Annotated in this window: 16 protein-coding genes; 7 read left to right on the forward strand and 9 right to left on the reverse strand. The window is 60.2% G+C overall.

The window, feature by feature from the left end; genetic code table 11:
- Positions 1 to 101 precede the first annotated feature (101 nt).
- The 9 genes from EA187_RS16990 to polX form a co-directional block, all read right to left on the reverse strand.
- Positions 102 to 1,259, reverse strand: a complete 1,158-nt coding sequence (locus tag EA187_RS16990; protein WP_127781024.1) for a hypothetical protein — start codon at positions 1,257 to 1,259, stop codon at positions 102 to 104.
- A complete protein-coding gene (locus EA187_RS16995; RefSeq protein ID WP_127781025.1) occupies positions 1,237 to 2,244 on the reverse strand; it encodes a TadE/TadG family type IV pilus assembly protein in 1,008 nt (335 codons plus the stop codon). The genes EA187_RS16990 and EA187_RS16995 overlap by 23 nt, the downstream gene beginning before the upstream one ends.
- A complete protein-coding gene (locus EA187_RS17000; RefSeq protein WP_115604669.1) occupies positions 2,241 to 4,109 on the reverse strand; it encodes a Tad domain-containing protein in 1,869 nt (622 codons plus the stop codon). The genes EA187_RS16995 and EA187_RS17000 overlap by 4 nt, the downstream gene beginning before the upstream one ends.
- Positions 4,110 to 4,173: 64 nt before the next feature.
- A complete protein-coding gene (locus EA187_RS17005; protein WP_164856355.1) occupies positions 4,174 to 5,214 on the reverse strand; it encodes a TadE/TadG family type IV pilus assembly protein in 1,041 nt (346 codons plus the stop codon).
- Between the two features lie 258 nt (positions 5,215 to 5,472).
- Positions 5,473 to 6,576, reverse strand: coding sequence for a hypothetical protein (locus EA187_RS17010; protein ID WP_127781026.1), 1,104 nt, complete (start codon positions 6,574 to 6,576; stop codon positions 5,473 to 5,475).
- 128 nt (positions 6,577 to 6,704) lie between these two features.
- A complete protein-coding gene (locus tag EA187_RS17015) occupies positions 6,705 to 7,496 on the reverse strand; it encodes a hypothetical protein (RefSeq protein WP_127781027.1) in 792 nt (263 codons plus the stop codon).
- Positions 7,497 to 7,504: 8 nt separating this feature from the next.
- Positions 7,505 to 8,347 carry a hypothetical protein gene (locus EA187_RS17020; RefSeq protein WP_115604661.1) on the reverse strand — a complete coding sequence of 281 codons (843 nt, stop codon included), beginning with the start codon at positions 8,345 to 8,347 and terminating at the stop codon, positions 7,505 to 7,507.
- Between the two features lie 94 nt (positions 8,348 to 8,441).
- Entirely contained in the window at positions 8,442 to 8,948 is a 507-nt protein-coding gene (gene tpx / locus EA187_RS17025; protein WP_206524410.1) for a thiol peroxidase, read from the reverse strand.
- A 116-nt stretch (positions 8,949 to 9,064) separates the two neighbouring features.
- Positions 9,065 to 10,789: a DNA polymerase/3'-5' exonuclease PolX gene (polX, locus tag EA187_RS17030; protein WP_164856356.1), complete on the reverse strand. Its 1,725-nt coding sequence runs from the start codon at positions 10,787 to 10,789 to the stop codon at positions 9,065 to 9,067.
- A 485-nt stretch (positions 10,790 to 11,274) separates the two neighbouring features.
- On the opposite strand from polX, the gene speD reads away from it, so the two are divergent.
- The 7 genes from speD to EA187_RS17065 all read left to right on the forward strand — a co-directional run bounded on the left by speD (position 11,275) and on the right by EA187_RS17065 (position 21,670).
- On the forward strand, positions 11,275 to 11,682 hold the full coding sequence (speD, locus tag EA187_RS17035; RefSeq protein WP_115604655.1) for an adenosylmethionine decarboxylase: 408 nt from the start codon (positions 11,275 to 11,277) through the stop codon (positions 11,680 to 11,682).
- Between the two features lie 163 nt (positions 11,683 to 11,845).
- Positions 11,846 to 12,691 (forward strand): polyamine aminopropyltransferase, encoded by an 846-nt coding sequence (gene speE, locus EA187_RS17040; protein WP_164856357.1) that lies wholly within the window; start codon positions 11,846 to 11,848, stop codon positions 12,689 to 12,691.
- A gap of 293 nt (positions 12,692 to 12,984) precedes the next feature.
- Complete coding sequence (locus EA187_RS17045) at positions 12,985 to 13,941, forward strand: hypothetical protein (protein WP_127781028.1); 957 nt, start codon at positions 12,985 to 12,987, stop codon at positions 13,939 to 13,941.
- 92 nt (positions 13,942 to 14,033) lie between these two features.
- Complete coding sequence (locus EA187_RS17050; protein WP_127781029.1) at positions 14,034 to 16,343, forward strand: tetratricopeptide repeat protein; 2,310 nt, start codon at positions 14,034 to 14,036, stop codon at positions 16,341 to 16,343.
- 29 nt (positions 16,344 to 16,372) lie between these two features.
- A complete protein-coding gene (locus tag EA187_RS17055; RefSeq protein WP_164856358.1) occupies positions 16,373 to 20,101 on the forward strand; it encodes a tetratricopeptide repeat protein in 3,729 nt (1,242 codons plus the stop codon).
- Positions 20,098 to 21,429, forward strand: a complete 1,332-nt coding sequence (locus EA187_RS17060; protein WP_127781031.1) for a tetratricopeptide repeat protein — start codon at positions 20,098 to 20,100, stop codon at positions 21,427 to 21,429. Before EA187_RS17055 ends, EA187_RS17060 begins: the two co-directional genes overlap by 4 nt.
- Entirely contained in the window at positions 21,422 to 21,670 is a 249-nt protein-coding gene (locus EA187_RS17065) for a hypothetical protein (RefSeq protein ID WP_115604643.1), read from the forward strand. The genes EA187_RS17060 and EA187_RS17065 overlap by 8 nt, the downstream gene beginning before the upstream one ends.
- The last annotated feature ends 225 nt before the right edge of the window (positions 21,671 to 21,895 follow it).

The raw sequence follows: 21,895 nt of genomic DNA on the forward strand, positions 1-21,895 counted from the left end.
ATTAAAGGGGGCCGGCACATAGGATCTCCGTTATTCATTTTCATTTTAATTGATCCTCATTAAAAAGAGGCGTGTCGTGGCGATCAGGATGGTGCTTGGGGCTAGTTTAAGCTGGTGTTGGGTTGCATGGATGTATGCACATAAGTGCTTCCCTCGTCGCTGTAGATGACAAGTTTTGTCAGCCGGTCTTCGCGGGTGAATGCATGGATGTCTACATGCCTGCCCTCGAAATCAACGTTGGTCTGGAGTTCATAGAACGCCTTGTTTTGAGGGAGTGCTTCCCAACCGCGAGAAGTCATCGCTTTGTCGTAGAAATCGACGATTTGCGCCGGGCTGTGGTTGGTCACGTAGATGTTGCTCTCAAAGATGAAAGAGCTCTCATCGGTGAGGTCTTCGAGGCGGTTGATGCGCACGCAGCCGGGGCATGAGGGGATCATATGGTCGGCACCGGCGCCGTAACCCACACGGAGCTTTTCAGGAAGCATACGACTGTAAACAAAGCTCTCATCACTCCAGCTTGCGATAACCGTCGTCTGGTTATGTTCAGGAGAGCGGAACGCTTCGATCCACCGATGTCCACGAAAGAGCGAGGAGGGGCTGGGCGATTCGAGATAGTCGCGACGCAGCTCTTCAGCGTTTCGAGCTTGGCTCCGCGTAATGATGCCTCCCATGGTGACGTGTTCTGCGTCGACGCTGTGCGGGACGATGCCGCCGGTCAGCCCTGTGATCATTCGGGCCTCTCCCTCCTCGGCGTCGATCGTTGAATAGACACGGTCGTTAAGGCCGTTGGCCGCAAAGCGTTGCTGGTAGGCGTTGAGGACCTGTCGGGGGGAGTCGTCGGTGTGCCGGACAGAGAAGTAGATGCGATTGTTGTTGATCGCGTACGTTCTCGGCTCCGGGTGACCCAGCTGTTTCAGGGTGTTGGCGAACTCTTCAACCGGGTTGGCACGGGCTGAAAAGCGCAGATCGAAGATGTCAGCGTGGCTCTCCTGGACATCGCCGTCGAGATCAAAGACCCCGACGCTCCATGCGATGATCGCGATAAGTCCACCGGCAAGTCCGGTTTTCAAGAGGTTGATGAGTATGGATGTTAGAGGGGTCGCGTTCATGGCAGCGCTGCCTTTTTTGACGGGATGCGGTACGTCCCGTTGGTGCCGTGAGGGTGCAGTTTTCAACCCGTGACAAAGAGCGTGTAAAGGTTGATGGAATGAGAGCTTAAGTTCATAGAAACCCTCATTAAGGGTTGTAGAAGCTGTCACCGTAGTTCAACGGAAGTTCAAAGAAGCCTTGCAAATCTTCATCGGCCGGGTTGGGTACTTCGTACTCGTCGGGAAGAATGGGAAGGCCTGGTGTCCTGCCAAAGGCAAGAATGTCGCGGTAGGGCTCCTGGTTATTGGCCTCGAACGTCAGTCGGCTTGCGAAGGTGGCCAATTGTCCATTCTTACGATCGTCGCTATGCGTGTAAGTGGGAGCCAGCACGCTGTACCAGGCGCTCACTTCGACATCTCCGAGCGAGGCAATATGGACTTCGTTCTCAAAACTTCCGGTAAGCGTTCCGTATCGAATATTCGCTGCCAGCGCGCTTCGGGCTCCGGCCGAGGTAATGGTTTCGTTTAATTTGTTCGCGAGTGTCTGAAGTAGCGAATTGCCCTGGCCGCTCATGGACGTGCTGAACGCGTTGTGGGGACGGTCATCGAAGAGCTCGTCGGCCAGGGCAGACGGCCCTACGAAGCGCGTTAAGTCGTGCGTGATTATGTGATCGACAGCGGTGAGCTCCACGCCGGTCTGACGCGCCAGGTTGATACGACCGAGCGCTTCACCCAGGCTTCCGTGCTGCCCCAGGCCAGAGGTCTGCGAGAATGCGTTGAGCTCACGTTGGGCCAGAACTTCGCGCACCCCGGCGCGCTGGTTGGGAGGGGAGCGAAAGAGCTGAGATGTCGCGTCCGCTGAGGCTAGCACAGGCGAGATAGCTTTTCTCGCCACCCCGTTAGAGGTAAGCGCGTCTCGAAATGAGGTGTCCTGGACCTGCCTAAAGCGGCTGATGGTGTCGGTGAACGCCATTCCGCGGGCGCGTAGAGATGAGTCGTAGAGTCGACCCAGCTCGAAGATACCTACAAAGATGAGAACAAAGACAGGCAGGAACATGACAAACTCCGTCATGCTCGTAGCACGCTGGTTTGAGTGCAGCCTGCGCGCGGCATGGCGCAGTCTTTTGTTGGTCATGTGTGGAATGTTTGCACTCATTTGACGATGCCTCCGATCGTGGAATTGCCCATAGCGTGGCTGGCGGCTTCCATGCGTGCGAAGTCAACTCCGATGCGATCAAGGGGCCAGTAGCCGGTCGATCCCATGGTTCGTGAGAGGACCATGTAGGGGAGCGTATCGTGAAAGACTTCATTCATGTTGTAGTGGGCTTCATTCCATTCGTTGCCCAGAGCGATCGGGCGCATGCGTGAAGTCCAGGAGGGGGTCCAGAGATCCGGGCCGAATTCGCCGGTGTGAAAAATCTCGGCGCGGGCCATGCCCCAGGTTGAGCCGGCTCGGTAGGTGTTCTTCTCAGCGATCGAGTCCGCGGAGATTGGGGCGGGGCGATCGGCGAAGCTCTCGCCATAGAAATGGTTCTGGTAAGTGACCGAACGGGCGTCACGCCGGTAGTAGTCGCTCTCCTGGAGGATCTGATACTTCTTGCGACCCTGGGCGATGTTGAAAGCTGTGAAGTCAGCGAGCAGCGTCAGCACGATGTTTGAGGTGTTGACCTGCCATTCGCCGGCGGTGGCAAAGGGGCGCAGCTCCCAGGGCTCAGCGGAGATTCGATTGCCCGGCAGGGCACGTGTAGCTGCGTTTTCCGTAAAGGTCACACCCTGCTCCTTGAAGGACGAGGTGGCCGCCAGCAGGTTTACAGCGATGCTGGACAAGTGCTCCCTGAGGCCATCCCCCCCGAACCCGACGACCGTCTCGGGAGACGCAAAGATCACGGTCGCGATGTTGATCAGGTGCTCCAACAAGAAGGGGTTCTCGGAGGCACAGGTCGAACCTGTGATGCAGTTCTTGAGGAGATTGATCAGATTGCTGGCGCTGAGTGCAGACTCGAGGTGAGTGCGCATTGAGCCAATATTCCCCGGACGTACCGGGAGTGAGTCCATGTAGCTGCTATGGTTGTGGATGGACGAATCGGTGGTGACCGGGGAGGCGTCGAGGTAGTGGTTGATGATCAGATTGGTGATCGATCGGCTGGATTCGGGGATCACGCCGGGCGGTGCCGGGAAACTTCCGGATAACGTGGCGCCATTTCGCATCGCCCGCATGGCCTGCTCCGTCCAACCCCACCAGGGCGTGATGGCGAAGATGTAGCGCTGGTAATTATCCATCGCCATCAGGTCTTTGCCGAAGAAACGGGTCGACCATGAGGGATCTTCTCCGACACGAAAGGTGTATCTTTGCGGGCTGCCGAGGGTGTCGCCGATGATCATTTTGAAGGCGAGGTCGTCTTCGGCGAGTTTAGGGTAGTCCGCCCCCGCGTCGGTCTTCATGAGCTCGTGAGGGTAGATATTGTGGTCGTGCCCCGTAAATCGGTAGAAGTCACCCCAGGTGTCGGGATCGTCAGCGTCGCAGGCAGTGTCGGATTCAGAGTACTTGCAAGCAGCGGCTTTCCACGTCTGACGGTTGTTGTTCATGAAGTTGCAGAGGTTGCAGTCTTCGTTGTCGGAGTCTTCATAACAATCCTCGCACACCGCATTCATGGAAGAGATTCCACTGAGACTGACGCCAGCGATGGTGTAGTTGCCGTGAATCCACTGGGCGACAGCATACATGTAGGAGGGGTAGAGGCTGTGAATCCCCCAGACCGAGCGTTTGGTGACGTTGGCGTAAGCCAGCAGGTTCATCGAACGTGCTTTGACCGTGGCCTGGCTGAGCGCGGCTGTATCTGCGGCGATCTGCGCATCCATCTTTTTCTGAGCGGAAGCCCCGGCGTCGTAAACGATCCAGCTTGCCAGAAGAAGGATCAGAGCTCCGGCCATAGCGAGAATGGCGATCGCGCCCCGTTGGTGCTCATGCAGGCGTCGGGCGCCAGTGAGCAGGTGGGGAGGTCTGGAGGGGAGTTTGATCATGATCAGCTCATACAGGTGAAGCAAAAGGTCATTGGCGACACGGTTCGGGAGGTCCCAGGGGGGCTTAGAAGATGTAGGGCCCCGGGTTATTGCCCGGGACGATCCGGGGAAACTGTGCGCGGTTTGGTGAGGGCCGCTGACGCTCGATCGAGAGCACGCGCTTAATGGGGACGTGGTAGCCCTCACGTCCTGCGCGTTCGTAGTTCTCACCAAAAAGGCCCGCCACCAGTGGAAACGCGTTGAGGTGGTGGTAGGTGGTCGTGACTTTGAGCAGGGAACTGGAGGCAGCGTCGGGCTCAAAGCTCACATCGATCGAGCCATATGCGCTTGTCAGTTTTCGCACGGTACGGTGCGAAAAGGACGACGAGTCGACCGCCGAGACAAAGTCGATTGGCGGGTTGAGCCCGGCCATCTCATCCGCGAGTCGATCGCCGATGTTTCGCCCTTGATAGCCGGAGTCGGCCACGGGCCAGGGGAACTGCGAGGCAACGAAGATTCCCCGGTTCTGGCTGTACTCGCTGGAAGAAGTGGAGGGCTGCGCGGCGTATTCGCCCGGCACGACCGGCGCCACGACGGTGGCGGCCTGAATCGTGGCTTTGCGCTCAACATCGTCCGTACCAATGGGCTCGCGCTCCCAGATCCAGACGGTGCGCGTGGCCTGAAACGCGGCAACTGTAGTGAGCATGCTGGCGATGTTGAGCACCGCAAACTGCGCCAGTCCAAAGATCAGAAGCAAAAAGACCGGGAAGACGATCAGGGTTTCGAGAATCACGCTCCCGCGGGCGCGCACGACCTTTCGGGTAAGCGTTGGGCGTTGCTCGGAACGTTGCCGATGCGTCTCACGAAGCCATGCAAAGCTCAGAGCGAGTATCGCCCAGAAACAGGCAGCAAGGCCCACGTGAATGAGTGCCTCAATGCTGAAGACTGCCTCGTGCAGCCCGGATGCATTGGCCTGGCTGGCCAGTGAGAGAGTGCGTTGGCTGACAAAGGGCAGGGCCATAAGCAGCGCCACTCCAACCACGCCGCCAAGATGAACCAATATGCGCGTAGCGTTGAGAAGCAGACGCGCCTGGCCCGAAGCCGCAGGTGTTAAACTAGTAGACATGGCATGATCCCGGAGTGATTTGTGTTTCGTTACATTACCATGAACTGCAATCAGCATGCCAATTAGACTGATCGGTTAGGAAGGGGCATCAGCAAGGTATCAAGGTGTGCCACAGTGACACATGTGAGGCGTTCATCCCTCACTCCCCTGGTGCCAGGTTTGGAGGGGGGAAACTCTCAGAAACGATGATGGGCAGATATAAACAAAAAAGCCCCCTGACCGCAAGGTCAGGGGGCTTGTGTCCTACATTAGCGGTGATCAGGGGGTCGAGGGGTAGTCGGGGAGGGGCTGGAAGCCGCCTGCGCTGACATCGTCACTTGTCGACCACTGGGCGATCCGCGGGCCAGGATTGCCGGCCGGGAAGCCGTAGAGAACCCAGAAGAGGTGGTCGCCGGCGTTGCCACTGACTTCACCGTCGATGAAGCTGCCGTTGGCGTGCTCGCCGGTGAAGATGTTGCTGAAGTCGGAAAAGATTCGGAAGCGGGCGGAACAGTCTCCGCCAGAGTTTCCGAAGTTTTCGGGGAAGTAGTGAATGAAGGTATGTTCTACCTCCGGCGTAAACACGATGCCCTGGTAGGACTTGGGAAGCTCGCACTCGGCTTCGGCAGTCGGGTCGCCAGCGGCATCGGCGATGCATGTGACCACGTCGCTGGTGGGCGGGGCAGTGGTGACCGTGCCCGACTTGAAGTCAACGCGAGGGAAGTCGACAGCGCCTTTAGGGCCTACCCAGACAGGGATAAGCACGCCTTCGGTTTCTTCTTCTTCAGATTGAACGAGGAAGAAGTAAGGGTTGTCGCGAACTTCAGTCAGAAAAGTACCGCCACGGGGATCGCTGGCGAGGTAGCCCGCGGTCGCGATGTCATCGAAGGTAAAGCCCGCCATGAAGTTATACTCACCCAGGTTGGCCGAGGGGGTGGAGAGCGCGTTACCGAAGACGATGCGGCAGCCCTCGGAGATTGAGCGCACGTGGCGGTACATCTGCAACAGCGCATTCTCTCCCTGGCGGCGGATCAGAAAGAGCGTGGCGGTCTCATGGGGGTAGAGCGACCAGGCTTCGGACGGCAGGCTGATCGGCTTGGGAGAGCCATCGAGCAGCAGGGTGAAGTTCCCCGGGATGCTTCGGTCAAAGGCGACAGGCTCGCCGTTGCCCACATCGAGGGTCGACTGACCGAAGGGCAGCGAGTTGACCAGCGCGCCGGTGGGGCCATAGAGGCTCATCTGGGCGCTGCCCGCGTAGCCGTTGTAGATATGGAAATAGACAACGTCGTCGCCCACCTCTCCATCGCCGCAGCCAAGCTGCAGAGCGAAGATCGTCAACATGAACGTGGCGAGGCGTCTGGCTACGCGAGACATTGGCGTCATTACAGCCCTCAAAAGCATGCAAGTCATTCCAAGAGTGGCAATGTGTTGCTCTAACTGCCGCATACAAACCCGATGAGGCGGGAGAGTACCCCGTGGGCGCTGGCGGTGTCAATCCAGCACGATGAGGCTCAGGCGTCAAAGCGCACCGGGCCAATGGTTAACGTGCCGTGATGGCCGCAGAAAGGCACCTGAGGATCGGAGGGGCCGGAGGGGCCGGTGCGTGCCTCGAAGAGTTGTGGGCCGATCTGCAGCTGAGCGCCTTCGGGGAAGGGAGACTGCTGAAGGAACATGGTTGAGGCGATGTCCATCAGGCGAAAGTAGGCGGCGTTGAGGCCGTTGTTATGCCGCGTCTCCAGTTCGGGAAGGCCGAAGAGGGTCAGCCCGCGGGTGATCATCCATTCGTCGTCGTTCCATGCGCTGACGAAGAGATTGATCACAGCATCGGGCTGATTGAAGTCCATGGAGAGGTGGCGCAGGAGCGCCGGGGGGTGAAGCTGAACGCATGCGGGCAAGAAGACGGCCGGCGCACCGGCTTCGACGGCCGTGGTAAGCAGGCGAGCGAAGGATGCCGCCAGGCGACGCGGATCTTTGTCGACACCCTCGAGCACCAGACGCCAGATGGCCTGCTGGTTGTCGATCTGATGGATTTCGGCGGCGGCGAAGGGATGTTTGGAGGTCGGGGCCAGATCGGCCAGCTCCGGGATGGGCTCGTCGACCATGAGCGTAACGGTGTGACCGTTGCGCAGAGTGAGCGTGCCACGCACGCCGGGGGTGTCCCAGGCGACGTCGAGATCTTCGACCCAGGTCTCCTGATGAACTTCTCGCAAAAGCTCCAGGCCGTCCTCACCCCAGGGGACCGGGAGAAGAGCGACAAGGGAGTGCATATCGGCGGCGTCAGCGCGGTGGGCTTGTGAACTCATAGGTATCTTCAGGGGGAAGGGGGGCGATCGAAGCGATAGAGTTCGATCCGGTCGGGGAGGTCGCGCAGTACGGGAGTAAAGTCGGGGCCGTTGGCGCTCCAGCGGGTGCGTTGGAGGTCGGCCAGGGAGAGAGTCTTGTCGAGGAGCAGCAGCGCGGTGTCGTCGGGAGTATTGAGCGCCAGCGGTGTGCTGCCATCTTTGGGGTTGAGAAGCGGTGTGCGTGCCAGATGCACGTCCTGGTGCTTCCAGCGGAAATCCTGCCAGGGAGCATCTTCGGTTGGGCGCCAGCGGCCGTCGACCAGCGCGGTGAGGCCTTCGAGTTCGGAGGTCGGAACGCCGGTGAGGTTGATGATGTCATCATCGGCCGGGGTCAGCAGGACGTGCATCTCACAGTAGTCACCGGGAGGCGGAGCGATGCCGCCGACCATGCGGGTGGCGCGGGGCGGTCCCAGAAGATCTTCGACGTAGGGGGTGCCCTGACGCGTCGCCGAGCTGGGAACGTGGGCGTGGGCGGTGGGTAAAAGAAGATCGTAGAGGGATGCTCCCAGAGTATTGGTCGGAGCGCAGAGGTGCAGTTCAACAGCGGAGGTCACCACCAGCAGGCGAGTGAGAAGGGCTTGCTGACCCTCGGGCCCCTCGATGAGAACGTCTCCCTCGGGCCAGTCATCGCCGTGATGGTGCAGATAGCCCATGGAGACTTCGACCTGCGGCGCGCGTTGACGGGCCCGAGCTTCAAGCTCGCGAATGGTCTGGTCTGCGCTCTTGTCGGACGCACCTTCACAGCCCGTCAGGAAAACGAGTGCGGCAAACATCAGAGTGGCGAGCACGGGGTCGGCGTGGCGATAAGGCATAAGGAGGTCCTGCGCAGACTCGGGGGGCAATGACGCCGAGAGGCCGCGCTGGTGCTAGCGCGGCCTCTCGGGAGTGTCAATGTGGCGAAAACACTCAATCGCCGGTGACGATCGCCCAGGCGTCGTCGTAATCGGGCTCGGTGGCGATTTCGGGGACCAGCTCGCGGTAGAGCACCGTGCCATCCTTGTCGATGACGAAGACGGTGCGGGCGAGCAATCCGAGTTCGTCGATGACCAGCCCGAAAGCGTCGCCAAGCGAACGATCTTTGTAATCGGAGAGGGTTTTGACGTGGCTGATGCCTGCCTGCTCGGCGAAGCGGTCCAGCGCGAAGGGAAGATCGCGGGTGACGAACCACAGCTCGAAGTCAGCGTCATTTCCGGCCTCGGCCAGACGGGCTTCAAAGGTGCGAAGCTGGGCGGCGCACACGCCGGTATCGACCGAGGGGGCAGTCGTCAGCAGGATGCGTTTGCCCGCGGCGCTGCTCAGCGCCATAGCCTCACCCGGGTTTTTATGAACATGAAACTCTGGCGCGTTTTCGCCCACGGAGGGCGGGGTGCCGCTGAGGGTGACCGGGCTTCCTTTAAAGGTGATTTTCGTCATCTGACACTCCATTCAGTCATGAGGGGGTTAGGGAGATCGTCCAGCGGAGCTGCGAGACGCGCGGCCAACGTGTGCACGAAGTGGCGTCTGACAACCGGGTTGTCACATGCCCTGGGTCAGCGAAGTGCTGGGCGTGTGGCCTTGAGCAGCTCGTCGACGGTCAGCGTATTCAAGATCGCATCGGGGCCAAGCCAGGCGCGGCGGGCCTGCTGTACGGCGAATCGAAGATCCTTAAGCCCGGTGGTGGAGTGAGCATCGGAGCCGAGGACGAGCATCGCGCCCTTACGATGGGCCTTTTCAGCAAGTTCGGCGTTGAGATCGAGCCGCCCGCTGCTGCCGTTGAGCTCCAGAGCGACACCGAGCTCCACGCAGGCCTCTACCACCGCGTCGAAGTCGTAGCGGTAACCGTTTCGGCCGCCCAGAATACGTCCCGTGGGGTGACCCAGGCACGAGAGCAGGCCGGTGCGCATGCCCGTGAGCAGGCGTTCGGTCATCGTGTCGGGATCGAGGTTGAAGTGGCTGTGCACGCTGCCCACCACCCAGTCGGCCTCCGCCAGAAGATCGTGATCCATGTCCAGGCTGCCGTCTTTGAGGATGTCGACCTCAATGCCAGCCAGGATGCGGATCCCCTGGATGCGGCCATCGGCCTCGCGGATGCGCGCGATATGGTCGCCAAATCGCTCCGGCGTCATGCCATTGGCCACGCGCACCGCCTGGGAGTGGTCGGTGATGACAATGTAGTCGTAGCCCAGTGCTTTTGCGGCGTCGGCCATCTCTTCGATGGAGTGGCGACCGTCGGTCTCGGTGGTGTGCATGTGCACATCGCCGCGAATCTGCTCGGGCTCCACCAGCGTGGGGAGGTCGCTCTTCTCGGCGGCGGAGATTTCGCCGCGGCCCTCTCGGAGCTCGGGAGCTATAAAAGACAGGCCGAGGGCTTCGTAGAGCTCTTCTTCGGTGCGCGAGGCGATGGGCGTGTCTTCGTTCTCTTTAAAAACGCCGTACTCGCTGACCCGAAGGCCCTGACGTTTGGCGCGGGTGCGAAGCTCAATATGATGCTCTTTACTTCCCGTGAAGTAGTGCAGGGCGCTTCCGAAGACCTCGTTTTTAACCGTGCGAAGATCGACCTGGATGCCGTTATGGAGGCGCACCGACGTTTTGGTATCGCCGCTGGCCAGGGTCTCTTTGACCTCGGGCAACGCGACAAAAGCCTGATGAATGGGCCCCGGCTCGTCCGTGGCCACCAGCAGATCGATATCCCCGATGGTCTCTCGTCCCCGACGCAATGATCCGGCGATCGCCACGCGAATGGACTGGGGCAGGGCGTCGAGTTGATCGCGAAGGGACTCGGCCACACGTCGGGCTTGCGGCAAGGGAGCGCGATCGGCTCCCTGGGCCAGGCGAGCGATTTCGGCGAGCACTTTTTCCTCGGTTTTTGCACCCAGGCCCTTAAGCTCTCGGAGGCGTCCGGCTTCGGCGGCCTCTTTGAGGGCGTTGAGGTTCGAGACGCCCAGCTCGTTGTAGACGAGTTTGATGCGTTTGGGCCCCAATCCCTGAACTTTGAGCATGTCGAGAAGTCCCGGATCCAGGCGCTCCAAAAGCATCTGGTGGATGTCGCAGGTGCCTCGCTCGCGGATCTGGCGAAGATCGTTGGCGATGCTTGCGCCGATGCCTTTGAGCCCCTGGAGATCACCGCGATCGATGATCTGATCGAGGTCTTCGCTCAGGGTCTCAACGGTACGAGTGGCGTTCTCGAAGGCACGAACCTTAAAGCGGTTTTCGCCGCTGATTTCCATCAGCTGGGCGATCTCCTGAAGGACGCGGGCGTAATCACGGTTGTTCATCGGGGAACTCCATACAGTCATGGATTGCGCCGGGGCGTGGGGGGGCCGCCGGGCGAGCAAAATTTCGGGCAAGATAGATGCTTCGGGCTTGATTTTCCAAGCAAAGATGTTAGTTATTGCGGCCCGCTTTCGGGCGGTGAATTTTTCGGTAGCGACACCCAAACTCTGTCAGCCAGTCCCGGAGCCGCACGCCTCACGAAAGCGGGCGTGGCAGATGCTCGACGTCGGGAGACGTACGACAAGCTGATCAGGGGGCGAAGCCAGTCTTCAGGGTATGCCCTCGCCAGGCTACGGCTGGAGACGCGAGTGAACTCACACCACGGTGATTTATGCGCACGATGGTAGCGAACTTCGCTCTGGACCAGGCTCCGTTGGCGAGGTCGCTTCGAGGCGAGTGGGATGGCTAGCTCATCCACTCCAAAGATGCCGAGAAGGGACCAACACGGAACGTGGATTCTGAGCGACCTTCCACGAGGTAACACGAATTGGAAGCTCTCGGACGTCAACTGATCCTCGAGTACTACGGGTGCCCTGCAGAACGACTTAATGACGCCTCCTTTGTGGAGGAGGTCATGGTGGCTGCGGCTGAAAGTATGGGTGCCCATATCGTCTGTGTGAACTTTCACCAGTTCAACCCCCACGGTGTCAGCGGGGCGGTTGTGATCAGTGAAAGTCATCTGACCATTCACACCTGGCCTGAATACGGTTACGCCGCGGTCGATGTGTTTACCTGCGGAACGGTTATCGATCCGTGGGAAGCGCACGCCTTCCTCAAAGAGCGTTTCGGGGCGACCCGTGAGAGCACCGTGGAGTTTCGTCGCGGTTGCTTCGATGTGGCTCCGGGCACGTTGCCCTCGGCTTACGGCGTGACCCGCGAAGATCTCGACACTTAAGTCATCACAATCAGCAGCGCTTCTGGCGGCGTCGCCACCTGAATCAGGGAGCGATTCGCAGGGCGCTTGAGGTTCGGGCAGTGCCAGCAAGCGCTCATGCCCCGGGTGCACCCGGGGTGTGGGCGAATTTATGCTCAGCTCCAGCCCCTCGAAGGAGAAGACCATGGCCAAGATCGTTTTTCGCGATCCCCTTAATCGCAACACCGTCACCGAGCACACGGTCAGCGAGTGGCTTTTTAGCCAGGAAACGCCCTATCAGCAGGTTGACGTGTTCCGCACCCCGGAGTTTGGCACGGTGCTGGCGCTCGGAGGCGTGATCAACGTCTCGGAGCGCGATGAGATCGGTTATCATGAGATGCTCGCGCACGTGCCGCTTTTCGCCCACCCCAACCCTCGGCGCGTGCTTATTATCGGCGGCGGTGATGGTGGAACGCTTCGCGAGGTGGTCAAGCATCCGCAGGTTGAAGAAGCGGTGATGGTGGAGATCGATGAGGTCGTCGTTGAGCAGTGCAAGAAACATCTGCCGCAGGTGGCCAGCGCGTTTGACCATCCCAAAGCGGAGCTCATTATTGGCGACGGCCTGGCGTATGTGAATGACGCGCCCGACGCCTCGTTTGACGTGATCCTGGTCGACTCCACCGACCCGGTGGATGCAGGCGTGGTTCTTTTTACGCCTGAGTTTTATGCGGCGTGCCATCGAGTTCTTCGCGCCGACGGAATTCTCGTGCCGCAGAGCGACTCGATCGTCTACCAGCCCGCGCGTGTGGCCGGGGTTGGGAAGATGTTGCGTGAGCAGTTTGAGCGGGTGGATTTCTATACCTCGATCGTGCCAACCTACCCCGGCTCGCTCTGGGCGTTTGCCTTCGCGTCAAAGGGCCCGCACCCGGTGGAAGGGCTTGATTCAGAACGGATATCTTCGCTTGATGCGCAGCTCTCATACTACCACGAAGACCTGCACCGAGCGGCGTTTGCATTGCCGAAGTATTTGCGCGACCAGCTTCGCGGTTGAAGCGAGGGGGATGCAGGCGTAGGTTGTTCGGCCCGGTGTGCGTAGCACTCCGGGCCGGCTCTTTTCTTGACGCGGCCTGTGCGACGCAACAGGCTCGAGAAGGACAGGGGGCCGAAGACTGCTGTGAATGTCGCCTGCAATTCGGGCGTCAAAGGTGGGGGCGGGGCTCTTGAGATCGCCCGGTAGGTCAAGTAGTCTGCTGCCGATTTGATGGTGAGAAACCACGCTTGCGTGGACGCGTGGCGGGGACGTGCATGCGTGACCGAGATAAATTCGACGTGAGGAAGCCGTTTATGCAACGACGAATGTGGCCTGGCGCGATCCTTTTTGCGTTGCTCTGGTGCATGGCACCGCTCAGCGCGATGGCGCAGCAGGATAGTGAGCAGGCGCCGGTGGAAGAGACGCAGCCGACGGAGTCTACGCCGCAAGATGCGGCTCCAGCAGATGCAGGCGCTCAGACGAGTGAGCCGGCCGATGAGGAGTCGGGGGACGTGCAGGGCGAGGAGCAGGGCGCAGCTGGCGAGTCCGATGAGCAAGCTGCCGTTGAGAGCGAGGAGGCGGCGGAGCCGGTTATCGGACCCGGTGGGCGCGAACTTCGCACCGACTATCCCGGCACCGAAGAGTCACTGCAGGCGCGCATGGCCACCGATCGCATCGAAGGCATCGAGATCCCCGACGGCGAGAGTCCCGAAGAGGTCTATGACCTGCGCGTGCGCGATCTGGAGACCAAGATCGATGACCTGAAAGAGCGCGTCTTTCGCTCCAAGAGCCGCATTGTCCTGCTGAAAGAGACCATCCTCAGCGGGAACCTCGCCGGCAGCCGTGCGGTCATTCGCTTCGAGAACGATCTGGGCTCGGCCTACAACATTCGTCGCGCCCTCTTTAGCGTCGACGGCGCGCGGGTCTTCAATGAGTTGGACCGCGACGGTAACCTCAGCCGCGCCAACGAATTGGAAGTCTTCAGCGGACCGGTTAACCCCGGAACCCGTACTGTCTCGGTGAATCTCGAGCTTCAGGGCAGCGGCTACGGCGTCTTCTCTTACGCACGTGGCTATGAGTTCGATCTTCGCTTCTCGTGTAACTTCACCGCCGAGGAAGGCCGCACCACCATCGTCACTGTGCGCGCCTACAAGGGTGGAAACGCGTTTACCGCCCACGAAGATCGTCCCGACGGGGTCTGTCAGGTGACGATGGTCGAGCTGAACCTCGAAGACCTGGAAGAAGACCAGGCCGAGGCGGCCGGCGAATAAGCCGGGGAAGTGGGAGCGCGAGCGCTGCTCGCACTCCAATGCAGTGGTGCTCGATTCGAGGTCGCGCGATGCGATTAAGGTGTTGGCAAGCGATGGTTCATCCTGTCATGAAAGCCCGGGGGATGGTGGCGATGATGCTGCTGGGGGCGCTCTGGTTTAGCGCTGCGCAGGCGCATGCTCAGGAGGGGATCGGTGCCTCGACGGCCCGATCGCGCGTCGAGCAGCTCGCCGCGCAGGTAGGCGAGTTGGAAGAGCGCTACCTCGTACCCGCGGTCGTCGAGAGTCGGTTCCGGCTGGAGTCTCGATTTAATGATGCCAAGGTTGCCTACCTCCTGGGTGACTATCCCCGCGCCAGTATCCTCTTTGTGGCTGTGGTGGATAACAGGCAGGTTCGTCAGTTCGATAGCTATGGCGAGGCGCTCTACCTGCTTGGAGACAGCCTTTACCAGATGCGCAGTTTTCGTGCCGCGCGCACCTTTTTTCGCCGCGTTGTCGAGCTGGGGCCGGGAGGCTTCTACCAACCGGCGATTGTTCGCCTGCTGGAAATCGCCGGAGAAATCGATGACTACAGCGGAGTCGACGCGCTCTACGCTCGGCTCGATAACCTTGAGGATGTGACCCCGGCGCTGCACTATACCCGCGGCAAGACGCTCTATCAGGAGGGGCGTTATCGTGCGGCCCGGCCCTGGTTTCAGCGGGCCGCTCGAAATGCTGAGTACGCGCTGGTCGCGCGTTACTTTGAGGGGGTCACTCTGGCTGCCGATGGCGATATCGCAGAAGCTCGAGGGGTCTTCACGACGCTCGTCTCTCAAAGCCCTTCGACCCCGGAAGATAGCCGTGTGGTCGACCTGGGGCATCTGGCACTGGGGCGTCTGGCCTACGAAGAGCAGCAGTTCGATCTGGCCATTGATCACTACCTGCAGCTCCCTCGAACGAGTCCCTATTTCGAGCGGTCGCTCTATGAGCTGACCTGGTCTCTGGTGTCCAAAGAGAGCTATCAGGCGGCGCTTCGTAATCTGGATATCCTGCTGATCTCCGATCCTGACCCGCGCTTTGTGCCTGAGGCAAAGTTGCTTATGGCCGATCTCTCGATGCGCCTGCGTCAGTATGATCAGGCCCGGCTGTGGTTTAACGATATCATCGCTACCTTTACCCCGGTGCGTACCGAGTTGGTGAGTTTCATCGAATCGCAGCCCGATCTGCAGAGCTTCTTCGTGGAGTTGGTCCGCCAGGATCTTGAGGGGCTTCGCCCTGATTATATGCCGGCGATGGTCTCGGAATGGGTCGATGGAGAACCCCTGATGGCGGACGCCCGCCAGTTGGTCTCCGACGGATCGTTGACGCAGGCCGACATTGACGAGGCGCAAAAGGCGCTGGCCGAAGTCGAGCAGATGCTCTCGTATGGTTCGAATATCGAGGCATTTCCGGTGCTCTCCGAAGGCTGGAAGCGGGGCATCGCGCTTGAGGCCGAGCTGATCTCGCTGGAGGAGCGTCTGGTCGCTGCCGAACTTAAGGGAGCCCGGGAGGCCATGAGCCCCTCGGAGCGCCAGCGTCTGGCGATGCTGGAGTCCGAAGTAGATAACCTGCGCACCCAGCACCGCAGCGGTCCGCAGACGCTGGATGAATTGCAGAGTCGCAACACCGCCATCCGTGAAGATTTTGGTCGGCTCAACCGTGAACTTGAACGCGTTGCCTTCGACATTGAGAGCCTGGAAATCAACCTCGACGGGATCGATACCTACCTGCGTCAGAACCCGGTAGAAGGTTTCAGCGCCGAAGATCGCGAGAAGGTACGTCAAATTCGTCAGGACCTGCGTGACGAGGTGCGTAGCCTGGAAGAGGAGTACACTCGACTTGGCCAGGAGATCGCCGCGGTTCAGCGCCAGTTTGGTGCACGCGATGCGACGCTGGTGCAACAACGTGAGGCGCGTGAGACCTACCACCTCCGTCTGATGGAGATCGGTGAATTGATCGATGAGCAGCGCGCCCGGTCTGGCAGCTCCGGTCGCGGCGAGGCGCTTGCCCTCGCCGAGCAGCGTCGACGGCTTCCCGAGCTTAAAGAGCGACTTAATACGTACTTTCAGGGCATCGATCAGGTCATCGAGGAGCGCGTCGTCGATATCCGCGCCACGGTTGCAGTGGAGCGTCAGGAGCTGGCCTCCTACCAGCAGGAACTCGACGCGTGGCGCTCGGAAACCGAGCGCGCCGTTTCGTCGATCGCGCTGTGGAACTTCACTCGTGTTGATGACGAGTTCGACGCGCTGATTCGACGCGGTCATGTGGGGCTGCTCGATGTGGGCTGGCAGCGAAAGGAAGACGCCACGCGTGACATCAACCAGCTCTTCGAGGATCGCTCCACCGAGATCAATGTGTTGCGCGAAGCATTTCGCGAGGTCCGGTGACTATGGGCCTGAGAGCAGTGAGGCAAAAGATGGCTGAATCGTCACACCAGAGACGCCGGGGGCGCACCTCAAGCGTATTGGCGCTGCTCTGCGTTGCGCTGATTTCCGCCGGGGAGGCGCGCGCCCAGGAGGCGATCGACGAGGAGCCGCGCGAGGCCGACGTCGAGGTTGAGGCGCCTGAGAGCGGTGCGGATCAGGAGTCGGCTGAGGCTCCCGTCGGCTTGACCGATGGCCAGGCGGAGGCTGCTCCCGCGGAAAGTCCCCCGGAGAACTCGGTGGACGACACCGAAGCTCGGGAGGTCTTGAGTGAGCTTGAGGCCCCGCGTTCCTCAGACCCGGCGTTCCGTCAGGCGCTGAGTGACTACAGCGAAGCATACGAGCGCTACGCCACCGCCATCCAGGACTATCAGGACACCATCAACGGTATCGTGGAGGCGGAGTTCAATCGTCGGCTGGCCGAGATCAACCGTGCCTACGACTCCAAAATCCGTGCCGGCGAGGTTATTGAGCGGGAGCGACGCATCGAGGCGATCGCGTCCTTTGAGCAGTTCTTGGCCGATGTCCCCAACGATCCGGAGTACACTCCTGACGCGCTCTTTCGGCTGGCCGAGCTCCAATTTGAAAAGGCCAACGACGACTATCTGATGGCGGATGAGGCCTATCAGGCGGAGCTGGAGCGCTACGATCGCGGTGAGATCGCCGATGAGCCCGCCCCGCCGCAGAGGGACTTTCAGACCAGCGCCGCGCTCTTTCGCCGTTTGATCTCCGACTGGCCCGGCTACCGGTCGGCCGACGGGGCGTACTACCTGCTGGCCTATGTTGAGCTTCAGATGGGCCGACCGGATGTGGCGCGCGATCTCTGGGCGGAGCTTATCGTGCAGTACCCGGAGAGTCGCTTTGTCAATGAGTCCTGGCTGCGTATCGGTGAGTACCACTTTGAGTACGCCGAGGCGGAAGGTCCCGACCAGATCCTGGAGAACCTCAACCTGGCTCGCCAGGCCTATGAAAACGCCATGGACACGGAGGGTAGTGCCTTCTACTCCGAGGCGCTCTACAAGCTGGCCTGGACCTATTACCGACTGGGCGACTACCACCAGGCGATCACCAACTTCAAAGAGCTTGTCGAGTATAGCGATGAGGTCCAGCGTCGTACCGGGCGCTCCGGCGCTGCGCTACGCGAGGAGGCCGTGCAGTACATCGCCATCAGCCTGGCCGAAGAGGATTGGGATCTCGGGGAAGAGGATGACACCCAGGAGTTCGATCCGGACGCCGATCCGATGATGGATCGCGTGCGCCAGTACATCGCCAGCGGGCAGCCCTATGAGCGCGAGGTCATGGAGCAGCTTGCCGACTATGTCTTCGAGCGCTCGAACTTCGCCCAGGTCGTTGAACTCTACGAATACATGCTCGAGCAGTACCCGCAGCATCGCGACAATCCCAAGATCCACGAACGCATCATCGTCGCCCTGCACCGCGATGGTCAGCCGGAGGCGGCCTTCGCGGTGCGTCGACAGATGTTGGACTATTACGGTCCGGAGAGCGCCTGGTTTGCCTACCACGAGCGCCTGGGCAACGAGGAGGCGCTGCGAGGAGCCGACGCCCTGGTGCGCGACAACCTGCTCACTGCGGCAACCTGGTACCACGAGCAGGCTCAGAATCTACGTAACGAGGCGTTGGTGCGCCGCGATCCGGCTCTGCTCGCACTCACTGAAGAGCGCTACGCGATGGCGGCCGACGCCTACGAGCAGTTTCTTCGCCGCTATCCTAATGATCGCGAAGTCTTCCAGTGGAACTTCTTCTACGCCGAGTGTCTTTACTACTCGGCCCAGTACGAAGAGGCATTCCAGCAGTATCAGGTGGTTCGCGAGCTCGACATTGCAGACAATGAGTACCAGGAGGTCAGCGCGTTCAACGCGATCAAGTCCCTGGAGTTTATGATCCGCGATCAGGTCGAGCGCGGTGAGCTGACGCCTACTGCGATGGCCGGTGCCAACATCGATCAGGCCCGCCAGGCTGCGCAGGACCTCGAAGAACAGCGGCAGTATGATGAGTCGCGGGGCGAACAGGCGATCACCGTTGAGGGTGAGCCCGTGCCGCCGCTGGTCGAGCGTTTTGTCACGGCGATGGATCGCTACGTGGTGCTGCGCCTGGAGAACAGCGAGGATGCCTTCCTGGGGGCGAAGTTCGCGTTCCAGGCGGCCAAGGTCTATTACGACTTCAGGAATTATGAGGAGGCACGCCGGCGCTTCGCCTGGGTCGTGGAGAGCTACCCGGAGCACGAGGTGGCTTACCTCGCCGGAAGCCTGATTCTTGAGAGCTTCCGCGATGAGAACAACTACGCGGCGATGGCCGAGTGGGCCGATCGCCTGGCGGAGGTCATTCGTGGCGATCAGGCCGAGGCGGTGCGCGCCGAGGTGCGCGAATTCCGTCTGGGCGCGCTCTTTAAGTCAGCCGAAGATCTTTATGCAGCGGAAAAGTACGAAGAGGCTGCCGAGGAGTACCTTCGCCTGGTCAACGATGCCCCCGATCACCAGTACGCTCCAAAGGCTCTTAATAACGCGGCGGTCGCCTACGAGGTGATCCGCAAGTTCGACTCTGCGCTGCGGCTCTATGAGCGTGTGTACCGTGAGTATCCCGAGGACAACCTGGCCGGCTACGCCATCTATCGTGTCGCGGTGAACTCCGAACAGTTCTTCGAATATGAAAAGGCCATCCAGCACTACCAACTCTTCTACGATCGCTACCGCGGCGAGAGCCCGCCGGAGCTCGCCGGCATGGGGTTCGATATTGAGGATCGTCGCAAGACCTCGCTGATGAGCATCGCGGTGCTCAACGAAAGCCTTCAGAATTACGAAGCGGCAGCTCAGACCTACTCAGAATATGCTCGCGTCTACTCAAACGATGAGAACGCCGCCGACGCACTCTGGAAAGCGGCCGAGGTCTGGGAGAAACACAACCAGCTCGACCGCATGGTCAGCACCCTGGAGCGCTACATTCAGACCTACGGTGGCGCCGATGGCCAGGAAGACCGCGCCATGGAGGCTCGCCTTCGCATCGCCCAGGTCTATGAAGACCGTGGCGATACTCGCCGCTCCGCGCGCTGGTATAATGATGCGCTTCAGACCTTCGAGCGCCTCGGGCTGGAGGCCCCCAATTACTTTGCGGCTCAGGCCCAATTTATGCTTGTCGAGCATGAATTCCGAGAGTGGGAACAAGTCAAAATTGAGGGATCCGTGGCCCAGCAGGGGCGCATCCTTACCCGTAAGATCGAAGAGCTCCAGGAGTTGGCTGCCGAGTACGGCAAGGTCTTTGGCTACCGAAGTTTTGAGTGGACCCTGGCCGCCAACTACCGCATCGGCTACCTGGCGCAGAGCCTCGCCGAATCCCTCTATGAGGTCCCGATCCCCTTTGATGAAGACTCCGACGAGTACTACATCTATCAGGGCGAGTTGGAGAACGTGGCGTATCCGCTGGAGGAGCAGGCGATTGAGCGCTACGAACGAACCATCGCCGAGGCGCGAAGTGCCCGGGTGGTCAATGAGTGGACCAAGCGCACACTCGAGCAGCTCAACCGATATCGCCCGGCGGACTACCCGCTCTTTAAGGAAGAACGTCGCCTGCGCGAAGGGATCGCCCAACAGGGAATCCCTTATCTTAACGAAGACTCGTATCAGGCACGCCAGAAGCGCGAAGAGCCCGGTAGCGAAGAGGCGAGTCCCGCCAATGAGCAACCTGCCGCTGAGGAGGACGCACCATGATCAACCTGCCTCGCACCACTCGCCGTGCTCTCAGCGTCGCCGGGATCTGTCTGATCGCCATGAGCGGCTGCTCGACGAGCACGTCTCAACCCGATGCGGCGCCTGTAGAACATGAGCTTCCCGGACCCTCCGGGGCTCAGCCCGATACGCCATCACGCTCCGAGCAGGCATCGCAGACTCGCCGACGGCAGCCTGAGCCGGCAGCAGTCGCCGGACACGTGCAGGCCCGCATCGACGCGGCGATCTCACGCGTCGAAGAGGGGGATCATGCTACAGCGATCGATATCCTCAGCGGACTCGTCGAGGAGCCCGAGGGGGGATACCTCGCCGCTTTCAACCTCGGTGTTCTCTACGATCGCCAGGGTGACGGAGAGAACGCCGTACGTCGCTACGTCCAGGCCCTACAGCTGGAGCCGGACTTCTCCCCCGCATTGGTCAATTTGAGCCGCCTCTACATACGGGCCGGGCAGATCTCGGAGGCCGATGCCGTTGCGCGGCGCATGATAGACGCTCGCCCCGACAACCTTGACCACCGTGCGGCACAGCTTGAGGTCACGATCGCGCAGGGACGCTTCGAAGATGCAGTGCGTGGCGCCCGGGATATTCTGCGTAAAGATGAACGGCACGTGGAGGCGATGTTTCAGATGGCCCGTGCCAATTTCCGCCTGGAGCGCTACGAACTCGGACGATCGATCCTCACAAGTGCGCTGAAACTCGCGCCGGAACGCGCCGACCTATTCTATCTTTTTGGTGTCATTGAATGGGAACTCGAGAACACCGATGGGGCGATTGCAAACTTTGAGAAGGCCGTCGACTTGCAGCCCTTCTTTCCGGAGGCCCGCAACAACCTGGCGGTTTTGCTGCACGAAGCCGGCGATTTTCCGGGAGCGATCTCCCATTTGCAGAAAGCAGTTGAAGACTTCCCTGAGTTCAAAGAGGCCTACGTCAATCTCGGCAACGCGCTGAAAGGTGCAGCGAAGTATGGCGAGGCTGAAGCCGCGTTTAACAGGGCTATCGCAATCGATGGCGGATTCGCCGACGCGCATTTTAACCTGGGGATCCTTTACCTGGAGAGCGAAGTGCCAGGTTATGAAGAGATCGAACGTTATACGAAGGCCATCGAGTCATTTAACGCCTACCGGACTGCATCTCGAGATCGGTTAAGTGAGAGCGATCCCGTCAACGCCTATATTAACGAAGCCAACGGCGCGATCGAGCAGGCGCGGGCACGCGAGGAGATGTTGCGCCGCCAGCAGATGCTCCAACAACAACAGTCAGAGCCGCAGGACGGTACCGATACCAGTGAGGAAGGAGGCGATGATGCGTAACAGGCTCATTCTGATAGGCAGCATGGTGTTGGCCGGTGTCATAGTGACGATCGCGACGCCCGGAAAAGCCTCTGCGCAACAGGCGATCTTTGAGTTTGATGAGATCGTGGTGGAAGGCCGCATCCAGAAGCCTGAGGCCTTCTACATCATCCAGGCAGCCAACCTCAGCTATGAGCCAGTCGATCCCAAACCAAGTTTCCTTCCGGAGCTTCTGGAATCGGTAGAGGAGGAGCCATTTTAAGGGATCGTAACATCCCGTTAAGTGGCGAGTTCTCGCGGAATTCTGGCGTTGTCGAGGCGCAAAAAAGCGCTTTGCTGGCCCAAATTCTTTGTGTTATACCTTCTTCCCTCAGTGGGCGCTTTTAGGCAGGTCCACCGGCGCCATGGGGCGTCAAGGCTCGGCAAGCCAACAGGGTTTCCGAGACCAAAGTTCGCACGTAGGTCACTCGTTAAAAGTATTGCCGAG

Source organism: Lujinxingia sediminis, from assembly GCF_004005565.1.
Taxonomy (GTDB): domain Bacteria; phylum Myxococcota_A; class Bradymonadia; order Bradymonadales; family Bradymonadaceae; genus Lujinxingia; species Lujinxingia sediminis.

Bases quoted from the DNA above. Each gene is read 5' to 3' on its own strand.
- EA187_RS16995 (WP_127781025.1), bottom strand. From the start codon at position 2,244: ATGAGTGCAAACATTCCACACATGACCAACAAAAGACTGCGCCATGCC.
- EA187_RS17000 (WP_115604669.1), bottom strand. From the start codon at position 4,109: ATGATCAAACTCCCCTCCAGACCTCCCCACCTGCTCACTGGCGCCCGA.
- EA187_RS17005 (WP_164856355.1), bottom strand. From the start codon at position 5,214: ATGTCTACTAGTTTAACACCTGCGGCTTCGGGCCAGGCGCGTCTGCTT.
- EA187_RS17010 (WP_127781026.1), bottom strand. From the start codon at position 6,576: ATGACGCCAATGTCTCGCGTAGCCAGACGCCTCGCCACGTTCATGTTG.
- EA187_RS17015 (WP_127781027.1), bottom strand. From the start codon at position 7,496: ATGAGTTCACAAGCCCACCGCGCTGACGCCGCCGATATGCACTCCCTT.
- EA187_RS17020 (WP_115604661.1), bottom strand. From the start codon at position 8,347: ATGCCTTATCGCCACGCCGACCCCGTGCTCGCCACTCTGATGTTTGCC.
- tpx (WP_206524410.1), bottom strand. From the start codon at position 8,948: ATGACGAAAATCACCTTTAAAGGAAGCCCGGTCACCCTCAGCGGCACC.
- polX (WP_164856356.1), bottom strand. From the start codon at position 10,789: ATGAACAACCGTGATTACGCCCGCGTCCTTCAGGAGATCGCCCAGCTG.
- speE (WP_164856357.1), top strand. From the start codon at position 11,846: ATGGCCAAGATCGTTTTTCGCGATCCCCTTAATCGCAACACCGTCACC.
- EA187_RS17045 (WP_127781028.1), top strand. From the start codon at position 12,985: ATGCAACGACGAATGTGGCCTGGCGCGATCCTTTTTGCGTTGCTCTGG.
- EA187_RS17050 (WP_127781029.1), top strand. From the start codon at position 14,034: ATGGTTCATCCTGTCATGAAAGCCCGGGGGATGGTGGCGATGATGCTG.
- EA187_RS17055 (WP_164856358.1), top strand. From the start codon at position 16,373: ATGGCTGAATCGTCACACCAGAGACGCCGGGGGCGCACCTCAAGCGTA.
- EA187_RS17060 (WP_127781031.1), top strand. From the start codon at position 20,098: ATGATCAACCTGCCTCGCACCACTCGCCGTGCTCTCAGCGTCGCCGGG.
- EA187_RS17065 (WP_115604643.1), top strand. From the start codon at position 21,422: ATGCGTAACAGGCTCATTCTGATAGGCAGCATGGTGTTGGCCGGTGTC.